20 protein-coding genes and 1 rRNA gene are annotated in these 13,733 nt (G+C 42.8%); 19 read left to right on the forward strand and 2 right to left on the reverse strand.

Annotated elements, in window-relative coordinates:
* The 16 genes from ACTWPX_RS20265 to ACTWPX_RS20340 all read left to right on the forward strand — a co-directional run bounded on the left by ACTWPX_RS20265 (position 1) and on the right by ACTWPX_RS20340 (position 10,474).
* Positions 1–336 (forward strand): KOW domain-containing RNA-binding protein, encoded by a 336-nt coding sequence (locus ACTWPX_RS20265; RefSeq protein WP_128524942.1) that lies wholly within the window; start codon positions 1–3, stop codon positions 334–336.
* Positions 314–532 (forward strand): translation initiation factor IF-1, encoded by a 219-nt coding sequence (infA, locus tag ACTWPX_RS20270; RefSeq protein WP_008636026.1) that lies wholly within the window; start codon positions 314–316, stop codon positions 530–532. Before ACTWPX_RS20265 ends, infA begins: the two co-directional genes overlap by 23 nt.
* Positions 533–560: 28 nt before the next feature.
* Positions 561–674: a 50S ribosomal protein L36 gene (gene rpmJ / locus ACTWPX_RS20275; protein WP_011393912.1), complete on the forward strand. Its 114-nt coding sequence runs from the start codon at positions 561–563 to the stop codon at positions 672–674.
* A gap of 23 nt (positions 675–697) precedes the next feature.
* Entirely contained in the window at positions 698–1,063 is a 366-nt protein-coding gene (gene rpsM / locus ACTWPX_RS20280) for a 30S ribosomal protein S13 (RefSeq protein ID WP_128524941.1), read from the forward strand.
* A 29-nt stretch (positions 1,064–1,092) separates the two neighbouring features.
* A complete protein-coding gene (rpsK, locus tag ACTWPX_RS20285) occupies positions 1,093–1,488 on the forward strand; it encodes a 30S ribosomal protein S11 (protein WP_128524940.1) in 396 nt (131 codons plus the stop codon).
* 178 nt (positions 1,489–1,666) lie between these two features.
* Positions 1,667–2,611, forward strand: coding sequence for a DNA-directed RNA polymerase subunit alpha (locus tag ACTWPX_RS20290; RefSeq protein ID WP_128524939.1), 945 nt, complete (start codon positions 1,667–1,669; stop codon positions 2,609–2,611).
* A gap of 45 nt (positions 2,612–2,656) precedes the next feature.
* A complete protein-coding gene (gene rplQ, locus ACTWPX_RS20295; protein ID WP_443121262.1) occupies positions 2,657–3,016 on the forward strand; it encodes a 50S ribosomal protein L17 in 360 nt (119 codons plus the stop codon).
* 196 nt (positions 3,017–3,212) lie between these two features.
* Entirely contained in the window at positions 3,213–4,052 is an 840-nt protein-coding gene (locus tag ACTWPX_RS20300) for an energy-coupling factor ABC transporter ATP-binding protein (protein WP_443121263.1), read from the forward strand.
* Positions 4,028–4,900 (forward strand): energy-coupling factor ABC transporter ATP-binding protein, encoded by an 873-nt coding sequence (locus ACTWPX_RS20305; RefSeq protein ID WP_443121264.1) that lies wholly within the window; start codon positions 4,028–4,030, stop codon positions 4,898–4,900. The genes ACTWPX_RS20300 and ACTWPX_RS20305 overlap by 25 nt, the downstream gene beginning before the upstream one ends.
* Complete coding sequence (locus tag ACTWPX_RS20310) at positions 4,893–5,690, forward strand: energy-coupling factor transporter transmembrane component T family protein (RefSeq protein WP_443121265.1); 798 nt, start codon at positions 4,893–4,895, stop codon at positions 5,688–5,690. Before ACTWPX_RS20305 ends, ACTWPX_RS20310 begins: the two co-directional genes overlap by 8 nt.
* Before the next feature lie 16 nt (positions 5,691–5,706).
* Positions 5,707–6,450 carry a tRNA pseudouridine(38-40) synthase TruA gene (gene truA, locus ACTWPX_RS20315; RefSeq protein WP_443121266.1) on the forward strand — a complete coding sequence of 248 codons (744 nt, stop codon included), beginning with the start codon at positions 5,707–5,709 and terminating at the stop codon, positions 6,448–6,450.
* Positions 6,451–6,636: 186 nt separating this feature from the next.
* Positions 6,637–7,074 (forward strand): 50S ribosomal protein L13, encoded by a 438-nt coding sequence (gene rplM, locus ACTWPX_RS20320; protein WP_128524933.1) that lies wholly within the window; start codon positions 6,637–6,639, stop codon positions 7,072–7,074.
* Positions 7,075–7,092: 18 nt separating this feature from the next.
* Complete coding sequence (rpsI, locus tag ACTWPX_RS20325) at positions 7,093–7,485, forward strand: 30S ribosomal protein S9 (protein WP_128524932.1); 393 nt, start codon at positions 7,093–7,095, stop codon at positions 7,483–7,485.
* 167 nt (positions 7,486–7,652) lie between these two features.
* A complete protein-coding gene (locus ACTWPX_RS20330) occupies positions 7,653–8,501 on the forward strand; it encodes a VOC family protein (RefSeq protein ID WP_443121267.1) in 849 nt (282 codons plus the stop codon).
* A 120-nt stretch (positions 8,502–8,621) separates the two neighbouring features.
* On the forward strand, positions 8,622–9,341 hold the full coding sequence (gene cwlD, locus ACTWPX_RS20335; protein WP_443121268.1) for an N-acetylmuramoyl-L-alanine amidase CwlD: 720 nt from the start codon (positions 8,622–8,624) through the stop codon (positions 9,339–9,341).
* 80 nt (positions 9,342–9,421) lie between these two features.
* Positions 9,422–10,474: a P-loop NTPase gene (locus tag ACTWPX_RS20340; protein WP_443121269.1), complete on the forward strand. Its 1,053-nt coding sequence runs from the start codon at positions 9,422–9,424 to the stop codon at positions 10,472–10,474.
* A 46-nt stretch (positions 10,475–10,520) separates the two neighbouring features.
* Here ACTWPX_RS20340 and gerD read toward each other — a convergent pair whose 3' ends face one another.
* Positions 10,521–11,162, reverse strand: coding sequence for a spore germination lipoprotein GerD (gene gerD, locus ACTWPX_RS20345; protein WP_443121270.1), 642 nt, complete (start codon positions 11,160–11,162; stop codon positions 10,521–10,523).
* A gap of 141 nt (positions 11,163–11,303) precedes the next feature.
* Between gerD and ACTWPX_RS20350 the strand changes: the two genes are divergently transcribed.
* Positions 11,304–11,903, forward strand: a complete 600-nt coding sequence (locus ACTWPX_RS20350) for a KinB-signaling pathway activation protein (RefSeq protein ID WP_443121271.1) — start codon at positions 11,304–11,306, stop codon at positions 11,901–11,903.
* Between the two features lie 44 nt (positions 11,904–11,947).
* Here ACTWPX_RS20350 and ACTWPX_RS20355 read toward each other — a convergent pair whose 3' ends face one another.
* Entirely contained in the window at positions 11,948–12,706 is a 759-nt protein-coding gene (locus tag ACTWPX_RS20355; protein ID WP_443121272.1) for a polysaccharide deacetylase family protein, read from the reverse strand.
* 119 nt (positions 12,707–12,825) lie between these two features.
* Here ACTWPX_RS20355 and ACTWPX_RS20360 point away from each other — a divergent pair, with 119 nt between their 5' ends.
* Together ACTWPX_RS20360 and ACTWPX_RS20365 are read left to right on the forward strand one after the other, a co-directional pair.
* Entirely contained in the window at positions 12,826–13,047 is a 222-nt protein-coding gene (locus ACTWPX_RS20360) for a hypothetical protein (RefSeq protein WP_443121273.1), read from the forward strand.
* Between the two features lie 570 nt (positions 13,048–13,617).
* Positions 13,618–13,733: ribosomal RNA gene (locus tag ACTWPX_RS20365) — 16S ribosomal RNA — on the forward strand; the annotation flags it as partial.

Raw genomic sequence — 13,733 nt, forward strand, 5'->3', positions numbered from 1 at the left:
TTGAACGAATCTGAGTCGAGTCCGCGAATAGGTCAAATTGTTCGTATTGTGCAGGGGCGTGAGGCAGGACAGTACGCGGTGGTGATCGATGTGCTGGAGGGCCGCTTTGTGCTGCTTGCCGACGGAGAGAAACGTAAGTATGATCGACCAAAGAAAAAGAATTTGCAACACGTTGAGCTTATGGATTTCATCTCTCCGGAAGTCCAGGACAGCCTTCTGGAAACTGGTCGTGTCACAAATGGCAAGCTTCGATTTGCCGTATCAAAATATGTCAATGAAGCAGTGACTGATTTGAAGAAGGGAGATCAACTCGATGGCGAAAGACGATGTAATTGAAGTAGAAGGGACCGTCGTTGAAACCTTACCGAACGCACAGTTCAAGGTTGAACTCGAGAACGGTCACTCCGTTTTAGCTCATGTTTCTGGAAAAATTCGAATGCACTTCATTCGAATATTGCCTGGAGACAAGGTAACGGTAGAACTTTCCCCTTATGATTTAACTAAAGGACGTATTACGTACCGTTATAAATAAAACTCCGATCTAAAAGGAGGTATGGATGATGAAGGTAAAACCTTCTGTAAAACCAATTTGCGAAAAATGCAAAGTCATCAAACGAAAAGGTAAAGTCATGGTTATCTGTGAAAACCCTAAGCATAAACAAAAACAAGGCTAAACCGAAGGAGGTGCACGTAACTTATGGCACGTATTGCAGGTGTAGATATTCCTCGTGATAAGCGCGTGGTTGTTTCATTAACTTATGTCTATGGTATTGGTAAATCTCTAGCCCAAGACGTACTGGCTGATGCTGGTGTATCTGAAAGTACTCGCGTTCGCGATCTTACTGAAGACGAACTGGCTAAGATCCGTAAAGCTGTTGAAGAGCACAACGTAGAAGGTGACCTTCGCCGTGAGAACTCTCTAAATATCAAACGTTTGATTGAAATTGGTTCTTACCGTGGTATCCGTCACCGTCGCGGACTTCCGCTTCGCGGACAGAAGACGAAAAACAACTCTCGCACACGTAAAGGTCCACGTCGTACAGTGGCTAACAAACGTAAATAATAGCAACACAAAGGAGGTAAACTAACTATATGGCACGTAAAGGAAACACTCGTAGTCGTAAGCGTCGCGTGAAAAAGAATATAGAGACTGGTGTGGCTCACATCCGCTCTACATTCAATAACACAATCGTAACGGTCACTGATGTTCAAGGTAACGTTATTGGCTGGAGCAGTGCTGGTTCCCTTGGTTTCAAGGGCTCTCGTAAATCTACTCCATTCGCTGCTCAAATGGCTTCTGAAGCCGCAGCGAAAGATGCTATGGATAACGGCATGAAGACACTTGAAGTAACAGTTAAAGGTCCTGGAGCTGGTCGTGAAGCAGCTATTCGTTCACTACAAGCAGCAGGCCTTGACATCACGGCAATCCGTGACGTAACACCAGTACCACACAATGGTTGCCGCCCACCAAAACGTCGTCGCGTATAATAGTTCTGAATAGAATTTGTCACCCTGTCTATAATGGGTTATGATAGCTTTTAATCAGCATCGCATTAGACAGAGAAAATATGCAGTTGTCTTTGTATCGGAACTGCCTACCTGAGGAATTTCGGTTAGACCGTAAGTCTAACCGGGGTTTCGACGTTTTGAAGGAGGGTTTTGTGTAATGATCGAAATTGAAAAGCCAAAGATTGAAACGGTCGAGATCAGCGATGAGTCTACTTTTGGTAAGTTCGTCGTAGAACCGCTTGAGCGTGGGTATGGTACAACTCTAGGTAACTCCTTGCGTCGTATCCTATTATCCTCACTTCCTGGCTCTGCTGTTACATCCGTTCAGATTGATGGAGTTCTTCATGAGTTTTCAACAATTGAAGGAGTCGTCGAGGACGTAACTACGGTTATTCTGAATCTGAAGAAACTAGCTTTGAAGGTTTACTCTGACGAAGAAAAGACTTTAGAGATTGATGTACAGGGTGAAGGAAAGGTTACAGCTGCAGACATTACGCACGATAGTGATGTGGAAGTACTGAATCCAGACATCCATATCGCTACACTAGATAGCAACTCTAGCTTCCGTGCCCGTATTACAGCAGAACGTGGCCGAGGATATCGTCCAGCAGAAGGAAATAACCACGAGGATCTACCTATCGGCGTTATACCAGTTGATTCTATTTTCACGCCTGTATCCCGTGTGACGTATCAAGTAGAGAACACTAGAATCGGTCAAACTTCTAACTTTGATAAATTAACGTTAGATGTGTGGACGGATGGTAGTATTCGTCCAGAAGAAGCGATCTCTCTCGGAGCTAAGATCTATATGGAACACCTCAATATTTTTGTAGGACTTACTGATGAAGCTCAAAAAGCTGAAATCATGGTCGAAAAAGAAGAGGACCAAAAAGAAAAAGTTCTAGAAATGACGATCGAAGAACTTGACCTTTCTGTCCGTTCTTACAACTGCTTGAAACGCGCTGGTATCAACACAGTGCAAGAACTTGCGAATAAATCTGAAGAAGATATGATGAAGGTTCGTAACCTTGGTCGCAAGTCACTTGAAGAAGTGAAGCACAAGTTGGATGAGTTGGGCTTAGGTTTAAGAAAAGACGATTGATTGATAGAACACATCTAAGAGATCCAGAAAAGGGAGGGATTATCAATGGCTAGAAAACTAGGACGTACAACAGATCAGCGTATGGCGCTACTTCGCAACTTAGCGACTGACCTGATCATTCATGAACGTTTAGAAACAACAGAAGCTAAGGCTAAAGAACTTCGTTCTGTTGTAGAAAAAATGATTACACTAGGGAAACGCGGCGATTTACATGCCCGTCGTCAAGCTGAATCATTCCTTTATAAGGCGGACGCTGATGAAGAAGGCGAGCAAACTGCTTTGCAAAAGCTGTTCTCTGACATCGGCCCACGCTATGAAGACCGTCAAGGTGGTTACACTCGCGTGCTTAAGCTAGGCGAGCGTAAAGGTGATGGAGCTAAAATGGCGATCATTGAACTAGTTTAATGAGTACCATTGGGGTAAAAGGGCAGGACTGAATCTCATTGTGAGGTTGCATCCAGCCCTTTTTTTATGCTTTTTTATTGGTTACAAGCCCTGGCAGCTAAAAATCTATAGTCTTCGTCGATTTATAGGAGTTGGTTCTTAGGAAATGATGTCGTATTTCCTGGGAAATAGTCAGTTGAGCAGAGGAGGAATACAGGTGGGTGAGAGACAAGTTGAGTTTCGGAATGTGTCATTCCGTTATCAAGAAGATATGCCGTGGGTGCTGAAGAACGTCAATTTCAAAATCGGCCCAGATGAATGGGTAGCGATCATAGGTCACAATGGTTCTGGGAAATCTACTATTGCTAAATTGATGAATGGGTTATTATTTCCTCAAGAAGGGGAAATCTTTGTAGATGGTAATAAGGTCACTCAAGAAAGTGTCTGGGAGATAAGAAAACAAGTAGGTATGGTTTTTCAAAACCCTGACAATCAATTCGTTGGTACTACGGTTCGTGATGATGTTGCTTTCGGCATGGAAAACCATGGAATGCCAAGAAAGTTGATGGTCGAACGTATCCAGGAGAGTTTGAAAGCTGTTCGGATGGGGGACTACGAGCATCACGAACCACACCGGCTGTCTGGGGGCCAGAAGCAGCGTGTAGCCATAGCCAGCGTACTAGCTGTTTCACCGACATTCATCATATTGGATGAAGCGACAGCTATGCTGGATCCAAAAGGTAGAAAACAGATTATGGAGACTGTCCGTGAGGTGCAGCAAGAAAGAGATCTTTCTTTGATTACAATCACCCATGATCTCCAGGAAGTGACGGAAGCTTCAAGGGTTATCGTCATGAACGAAGGGGAAGTATGGACAGAAGGTTCCCCGAGGGACGTTTTTTCTAGAAAGGAACGATTAACTGAAATTGGCTTAGATACTCCATTTGTCAGTAAACTGGCCGATCACCTGAAAAATGAGGGTGTGAAGCTGACTCGTGAGCCACTCAATCACCAGGAGTTGTTGGAGGAATTATGGATATCACGTTCGACCATGTAAGTTACGTTTATCAACCTGACAGCCCTTTTGAGCATAAAGCCTTGAATGACTTATCGTTTTCTATAAAATCTGGAGCTTTTGTCGCGATTATCGGTCATACAGGGTCAGGGAAATCGACATTGATCCAACACTTGAACGGCTTATTACAACCGACGTCAGGGAAAGTCCGTATCGGTGACTATGTATTGGAAGCTAAAGAAAAGAATAAACACTTGAGACAATTGAGAGAAAAAGTCGGTGTTGTTTTTCAATACCCTGAACACCAATTGTTCGAGGAAACGGTGGCTAAGGATATCGCATTCGGCCCACATAATTTCGGAGTTGAGAAAAGTGAAATCGACCGAAGAACAAAAGAAGCGGTAAAGGCTACTCACTTACCTGAGGAATTGCTTGAACGTTCTCCATTCGATTTGAGTGGTGGTCAAATGCGCAGGGTGGCCATTTCTGGTGTGCTGGCAATGGATCCACAGGTGCTTGTGCTGGACGAGCCGACTGCAGGCCTCGATCCAAGTGGGCAAAGGGAAATCATGGACATGTTCTATGACCTTCACGAGGAAAAAAGGCTGACAACTGTATTAGTCACACACAGCATGGAGGCGGCCCTTACTTACGCGGACCATATCATTATATTGAATAATGGGGAAGTGCACCGGGAAGGCACTCCATTAGAGATATTCAAACAGCAGGAAGCTTTACAGGATGTGCAGCTCGATGTACCAGAGGTTATTGAATTTATCAATAAAGCCAGGCAAGAGCTCGGTGTGGAACTTGATTATCAAGGTGAGACCATAGCAGAGTTAGCAAAGGAATTAGCCCGGAAATTGAGAGGGGGCCGCGATCATGAGTAGCTCAATGATTATTGGTCAGTATATCCCGACGGATTCGGCCATCCACCGATTAGACCCTCGCTCGAAAATCGCTATTATCTTTTTCTTTGTTGTGATCGTCTTTTTTGCTAACTCCGTTATGAGTTATGGGGTGTTAGCCTTGTTTGCTGTCGGAAGTGCTTTGATGTCCAAGATTCCTTTTCGATATATTATGAAAGGGTTAAAACCAGTTTGGTTCTTAATAATTTTCACCTTTCTACTACATCTCATCGTCACAAGAGAAGGGGATGTGGCCTTTTCTATTTTAGGCTGGGAGGTTTATAGAGAAGGTCTGGTTCAAGGTGGCTCGATTTCTTTGCGCTTCTTTCTCTTAATTCTAGTCACCTCTCTGTTGACATTGACGACTACTCCTATTGAAATTACGGATGCTATTGAAGAATTGTTGGGGCCATTGAAGAAAGTCCGATTTCCAGTCCACGAGCTGGCTTTGATGATGTCTATTTCTCTAAGGTTTATCCCGACCTTGATGCAGGAGACTGAAAAAATATCAAAAGCTCAGGCCTCGAGAGGAGTGGATTTTCGCACAGGAGCCTTTAAGGACCGTGTGAAGGCTGTTGTCCCTCTCTTAGTCCCTTTATTCGTCAGCGCTTTCAAACGTGCTGAGGAGCTTGCTATGGCCATGGAAGCGAGAGGGTACCAGGGTGGAGAAGGGCGAACGAAACTGCGAGAATTGCAAATCGGTAAAAGCGATATTTATTTGTATATTGTTTTCGTGTTGTTGATCGTCGCTTTGTTTTTGACTAGAAGTTGATTTGGAGGAACCTGCCGTGGAAAGATTGCGACTTACTATACAGTATGATGGCACGTTTTATGCTGGATACCAAGTTCAACCGAATGGTAACACAATACAAGCAGAAATAGAAAAAGCATTAGGAAAGATGCATAAGGGTCATATTGTAAAAGTGACAGCTTCAGGGCGCACGGATGCCGGAGTGCACGCACTTGGACAGGTGGTCCACTTTGATACCCCCTTGAATGTGCCTTTAGAAAATTGGAAGCGTGCACTCAATCCCATTCTTCCTGATGATATTCAAGTTGTATCAGCCGAAAGAGTATCATCAGATTTCCATGCTCGATATGATACAACAGGTAAAGAATATAGGTATTTTGTGAGAAATCATAAAGAACCTGACCTTTTCCGGCGGCACTATACACATCATGTGAGAGCAGATCTTGATGTGGAAACGATGATGCGTGCGTGTCAGTATATAGAGGGCGAACACGATTTCACCTCATTTTGCTCTCCGAAATCGGATGTGAAAGGCAGTAAGGTTCGTACCATCCATGAAGCATCCGTGACAAGACAAGAATCTGAAATAATATTCACATTCAGAGGAACAGGTTTCTTGTATAATATGGTCCGTATTTTGACGGGTACTCTGCTGGAGGTCGGTCGTCACGAAAGAGAGGCAGAGGATCTTACTCGGGTGATAGAGGCTAAACACAGGGATGAAGCCGGTAATACTGCTCCTCCTCGTGGATTATTCTTGTGGCAGGTATATTACGACTGAGGCGCATGTAAAAAAACAACGATTCCAGGTGTACAGGCCCTTGACATATATGTGGATAGTGTTATATTATATTCTATGGCATTTTATTTCTGTACCACGGTTAGCCCCGGAAACTAATCGTATTTGAGATAAATGATAAATTGACTAAAGTCTATGTGAAATTAACTATTCAGGAGGGAAACCGATATGCGCACAACTTTCATGGCAAATGAAAACAACGTTGAACGTAAATGGTATGTTGTGGATGCTGCAGGGCAAACACTTGGCCGTTTAGCGAGCGAAGTTGCTGCGATCCTTCGCGGTAAAAATAAACCAACATACACACCACACGTTGACACAGGTGATCACGTAATTATCATCAACGCTGGTGAGATCCAACTAACAGGTAACAAAATCAACGATAAGATCTATTATCGTCACTCTAACCACGTGGGTGGTTTGAAATCTCGTACTGCTAACGAAATGCGTACGAAATACCCTGAGCAAATGCTAGAACTTGCTGTTAAAGGTATGCTTCCAAAAGGAAGTCTTGGACGTAAAATGGGCAAGAAACTTCATGTGTTTGCTGGAGCTGAGCACAAGCATGAAGCACAACAACCAGAAGTTTACGAACTTCGCGGATAATAAAAGGAGGTAATCTAAGTGGCACAAGTACAATACTCCGGTACTGGACGACGTAAGAGCTCAACTGCTCGTGTGCGTCTTGTCCCAGGAACTGGTCGTGTAGTAATAAACAAACGTGATGCTGAAGACTTTTTCCCGTATGAAACCCTTCGTATGATTCTTAAACAGCCGCTTGCTGTTACAGAAACAGAAGGTAACTATGATATTTATGTGAACGTAGATGGTGGAGGATTCACTGGTCAAGCTGGTGCGATCCGTCACGGAGTCGCTCGTGCATTGTTGCAAGCGGATCCGGAATACCGCACACCACTTAAACGCGCAGGTCTATTGACTCGTGACGCACGTATGAAAGAGCGTAAGAAATACGGTCTTAAAGGTGCACGTCGCGCGCCACAATTCTCCAAGCGTTAATATTTGGATCGCAGAAAGACTCTCACCCTATGGGGTGGGAGTCTTTTTTTACTTTACAGGGATTTATGAAACGGAAGTTATGCTGGATTAAACGAAGTCATATAATTTTTCCTTTCGTTAATTGATGGTTATAATCAAATATAAAATTCGGTCTCAGGAGGAAGAACATGAATTTCCATGATGGAGAGAAGGTCTACGTAAAAAGTGTTCATTTAATAGTAGAAGATGTTACTCGTTCCTCACAGTTTTATCAACAGGTGCTAGGGTTTAAGGTCTTAGCACAAACGGATATGATGATTCAGTTGACTGCAGACGGAATAAATCCGCTTTTAACAATAGAAGGACAAAAAGAAAGTCAGGGTTTGGATCCGGGCGCTACCGGTTTATATCACTTTGCTCTGTTATTGCCGGAGAGATCAGACTTAGCAAACTTTTTGAGGCATTTGATAAGTGAAAATATTCAAGTAGCTGGATCCGATCATTTTGTCAGTGAAGCGGTTTACTTTTCTGATCCGGATGGAAATGGAATAGAAGTGTACATCGATCGACCATCGGAGGCGTGGGTGTGGAAGGAAGGTCAAGTTAAGATGACTGTAGATCCCCTGGATTTTAACGGACTCATTATGAGTGCTGAGGAAAAAGGATGGGGCGGGATTCCACCGGAAACTTTATTAGGTCATATACACCTTCATGTCTCCGATTTATCAAATACAGAAGAGTATTACTGTAATGGACTTGGCTTTGATGTTGTAAGCCGCTTTGGTGATCAAGCTTTATTCATCTCAAGTGGAGGCTATCATCATCATATCGGATTAAATACATGGAAGGGGACAGGTGCCCCGCCTCCAGATAAAAACAGCCGTGGGCTACGTTCGTTTGATATTATTTATCCAAACGATCCTTTGAGACAGGCAGCCGTTGATCGATTGAGAAAAATGGATGCCTGGATACAAGAAGAAGGAAATATAATAATGACAAGAGACCCGTCCGCTAATTATATCCGGCTTCAAGTGTAGCCCACCTCCTATTAAAGAATATGTGAGACCTACTCGAGTTAAATGACCTCACTTTCATAATCTCTGACCTTGTCCCATATAGTGATGTAGGGAGGAGTACAAAGGAGTGAGGAATGTTAAATGCGACGAATGAAAACCTTTTTATGGTTGGTAGGAATCGTCATTCTTGTTTGTGCTGTATCTTATCCGCTTCAGGAAGCGAAAGATGCGTGGACGGTGTGGTCATCTCCGTTATCAGGTAAAGTCATTGTACTTGATCCAGGACACGGGGGGCCGGACGGCGGTGCTTCAGGAAAAGACGGTACAGAAGAAAAGGACATCACGTTACAGTTGGCGGAGTATCTGCAGGATTACCTTCAACAAGCAGGGGCGCTCGTTTATTTAACACGTTATGAAGATACAGATCTTTCCTCAGAAGGGGCAGGAAGTCTATCGCGGCGTAAGTCTGAGGATATTCGTAATCGCGTTCAATATATCAAGGAAAAAGAAGCGGACTTCTACTTAAGTCTTCATCTGAATGCTATCCCTTCAGCGAAATGGAGTGGCGCACAAACCTTTTATAATCCTGGGGTAGCGGATAGTGAACACTTGGCTAAGTTCATCCAATCAGAAATCCGGTCTAATATGGAAAATACCGATCGGGAGGCGCTTGGACTTACGAATATCTACCTTCTTAAACATGTAGAAGCTCCAGGAGCCCTTGTTGAGGCTGGCTTTTTATCCAACGAAAGAGAGCGGGAATTACTTAAGACCGATGAATATCAACGGAAGATAGCTGCTTCCATCTACCAGGGAGTTTTGCGTTTTGTGACAGAACGGGAATATTCTTCTTCGGATTGATGTAAGCATATCACTTAGAAAGCGTTTCATGTATGTTATACTAACACTACTGAAACATTTTCTAAGGATGGTGAATCGGCATGTTGACACAAGAAAAAGTACTAGAAATCCTTCATCCAATCGAAGATCCGTTTTTACATAAAACGCTAAAGGAAACCGAAGGGATTGAAGATATAAAGATCAAAGAGGATAAGAATCATGTGAGTGTGAAAGTGCTCATTGGCAAAACGAACACCGCTGAACAGATGGAGTTACAGCAAACCATCGTCAATGCCCTTAAAAGCGGGGGCGCAACGACTGTAGGTTTACGTTTTGATCAGCTTCCAGATGATGTAATTCAAAAGCTCCAGCCTGCCGCAGAGGAAGCGGAAGATGCCTCCCTTCTTGGCGGGAATGCGGGTACGAAATTTCTTACCATCGCCAGCGGTAAAGGCGGCGTAGGGAAGTCTACCGTTACAGTGAACTTAGCGGTTGCACTCACTCGTTTAGGGAAAAAGGTTGGAATCATTGATGCAGATATTTACGGTTTCAGTGTACCGGATATGATGGGTGTAGAAGAGAGACCGGTAGTTCGTGGTGAAAAGATTATTCCGGTCGAACGCTTTGGAGTCAAACTTGTATCTATGGGCTTCTTTGTAGAAGACAACTCACCGATCATATGGCGTGGCCCAATGCTCGGTAAAATGTTGACAAGTTTCTTTAAAGAGGTGGAATGGGGAGATCTTGACTACCTGCTTCTTGACCTGCCACCTGGGACAGGAGATGTAGCATTAGATGTGCATTCCATGCTGCCTTCCTCTAAAGAAATCATCGTCACGACTCCTCACCCGACAGCGGCTTTCGTAGCGGCGCGTGCAGGACAAATGGCGTTGAAGACAGAACACGAAATCCTTGGAGTGATCGAGAACATGGCTTACTTTGAGAGTAAAGAAACTGGAAACAAGGAATTCGTCTTTGGACGTGGAGGCGGTGTGAAGCTTGCTGATACATTGAAAACAGGTGTATTAGGACATGTTCCTCTTCAACAACCCTACGAAGAAGAAGACGTTTTTGCTCCATCTGTTTATCAAACCGATCATCCTATCGGTGTCATATATCGGAATATAGCTGCAAAAGTCATTGATAAGTATTAAAAATGGAAAATCACGCGTTTCCCTGGTGGGGGACGCGTGATTTTTTTTATGAGGACTGGCTACTTTGTTCCTCTTGGCCGCCACTTCCTGATTGTTCCTCACTACCAATTTCTTGCTTTTTACCTGAGGATTGAGATTCGCCGCTTTTCATCTTCTCTGCAGCTTTTAATAAAGTTTCATTCATCTTAGCTTGGAAGACTGGGCTGTTTATCGTTTCCTCTATAGTTTTTTCTAAATGCTCACGGAATTTCTGTCCCTGCATGACGGTTACCATTTGATCCATCATTTCGGGATTTTTATATAACTCAATCATTAATTTCTGATATTCTGCATCCTTCATGAGACCCTTCATCAATTGTTTTTGTTGATCCTCAAGAACCTTGCTGAATTCTTGCACAAATTTCGGGTCAGAAAAAAGCTTACTCCAAAATGCTTTTCCTTCCTCAGAAACCAATGTTTTTTGGACAGCTTGGGAAACAACTTCTGACTCCAAAGCCATCGCTTGTTGCATTTTTTCATCGGAAAGAACTTCTGTCATTGCTTTTTTTCCATCATCAGATTTCAGAATATCAACCATCATTTTCTTAGTTGTATCGTAGTCCGCCTGTTCACTTGCTCCTGAACTTCCGCCGCAAGCGGCCAGGAAAACAAGAATAAGGATGGGACACAATATGCGGAGTTTGGACATTGTTGCATGTCCCCTTTCTTAAGTTCTCCTTAGGGTTACTATTTGCGTTACGACAAATTTTATACGACTGGAGGAAAAATGATTCGCTTCATGGTAAAATACGATGGAAAAGTCTTTTTTGTACATTAGGGGGAACCACTCGTGAACAGTCGCAAATGGGTAAGATTATTTTTGACTACCTTATTGATCGGTGGAGTTATCACACTGGTCACAAGTTTTATATTTAAATTTGATTCATATGCTGAAGTATTTCAGCCTTTTCAGTTATTTGAACTTGTCGGGTTATTGTTATTTTTCTCAGGTCTTGGTTTTATATTCAGTATTATCAGTCAGATGGGATTCTTCGCCTATTTGACACTCAATCAGTTCGGTAAAGGGATATTTCGCTCCTTTTGGTTTCCGGTGCAACTTTTTTTAATTGCATTTACACTTTTTGATTTGGTTTATTTCAGGTATGCAGCGGCTGAAGACTCATCAGTCTGGCCATTTTTATGGACGGCCCTTGTGTTTTTGATCCTTTGTGCAATCGTATCCTATGTGAAAGCTAAAGAAACGAATATGAAGGCTTTTATACCTGCTATGTTCTTTATGGTAGTGGTAACAACAATTGAATGGGTGCCGGCTTTAAGAGCGCAGGGGAGCGATTATGTTTGGTTGATGATTATCCCGCTTTTCATATGTAATGCTTACCAGCTGATTCTTTTACATCGATTGACGAATACAAATGAGAAGTCGGTTTAACATAAAAAGGGCCCTGTGAAAAATTTTTCCCAGGGCCCTTTCGATTAGTCTATTTGTGAGGTTTCAGATTCGCTGCCGCTGACCAGTTCTGTAATGCTTACGAGCTTCAAACCCTTTTGCTGCAATCCAGGAAGGATAACTTCCAATGCTTTGGGGGTTTGTTTTACAGAATCAGAGGCATGCATAAGAATAATATCGCCTTCTGAGCCTTCATTCATTACTTGATCAATTATATTGTTAGTCCCTGGATTTTCCCAATCTCTAGGATTGACACTCCATTGGACGGCTTGCATCCCTTCTTTTTCAATGATCTTTAAGACCTCTTTATCAACATGACCATGCGGCGGCCGGATCCACTCGATATCTTCAAACCCTAATTTTTCAAAAGCCTGTGCAGCCTGCCTGAGATCAGCACTCACCTGTTCGGGTTTGAGCTCTAAATAACTTTCATACTTATACCCCATCATCCCGATTTCGTGTTTTCCTTCTTGGATGACAGTCATAATATCCGGGTGCCTCTCTGCCCATTCACCGCTGACAAAGAAGGTAGCCTGAGCCTTATGGGCATCCAACTGCTTTAAGACTTCATGAACTTTATCGGTTCCCCAACTTATATTGAAGGTGAGCGCCACGTGAGAACGTTCGTCACTTCCTTGAGTTAATGCGCGAGGTTCACCTTTATTCGAAAATACGGGAAGTTGGCTCCACTGGCCAACCCAAAGGAATAAGGCGCAAAATAAAGCCAGGATTACTACAATACTATAACGCTTCAAGCGATCAGTCTTCCATGTATAAAAGCTCATTTCAGGATTCTCCTTCCTTCCAATATGTTCTATACATATGAAAAAAAGGACAACCTATGCTAAAAACAATGAAATTAGGGTAAAAATAAAGAGAGTTGCTTAACAGGGAGGTCCATTAGATGCATGGTTTAATTATTGATGATCAAGAACGTCGTGAAATCGAATACTTGCTTAAAAGAGAAATGGAAGAAATAACGTTTGACCTTGGAGACCACAGAATCGACCAAGGGTTGAAGGTTGCTATGGAAGAAAGGTATGAAGTGCTATTTCAAATTTTCCGTAGGTTTGCTAACAGAGAAGAATGTTTACAATATATGCCCAGAAAGAAAAAACAAAACTGAAACTGAACATTGAAATGATAACGTTCCGGTAAAGAAGAGTGGAGAGTATGAAAGCCTTGGATGATTCCGTGGCTTTCTTTTTATGATCTGGAAAATATAAAGTTCCAGCTGAAAATTTCCTGCCCTGCATTAGCCCCATCCAGCTCGAGAGCTTAGAGGATGTTACGACCTTAATAGCCAAGTATTTATTCCGATAATTTTTTATAAACGAATTCGGGAAAAAGTATTGCATTTCTTTTTTATTCTGTGCTATATTATTAAACGTTGTCGGGAAACAATTAAACACGATTTCAATGGAAACTTCCTTTGAAAAAGTTGTTGACATCAAACGACAGCCATGATAAATTAGTATTTGTCGCCAAAACGTCTCAACAAAATAAACAGTCGAAAAGTTATTGACAATAACAATTAGATGTGTTAAATTAATTGAGTCGCTATTTTGAAGCGGCACACAACATTTTGATCTTTGAAAACTGAACGAACCAACCAGTACGTCAAGATATTTCTTCTTATAAAGAAGAGATTTGAAACAAGCACATTCGGTGTGCAAATGAGCAAATCAAACTAACTTTTATGGAGAGTTTGATCCTGGCTCAGGACGAACGCTGGCGGCGTGCCTAATACATGCAAGTCGAGCGCGGGAAGCGAGCGGATCCCCTTCGGGGGTGAAGCTCGTGGAACGAGCG

The organism is Halobacillus sp. H74 (assembly GCF_052246715.1).
In the GTDB taxonomy this organism is placed as follows: domain Bacteria; phylum Bacillota; class Bacilli; order Bacillales; family Halobacillaceae; genus Halobacillus; species Halobacillus litoralis_A.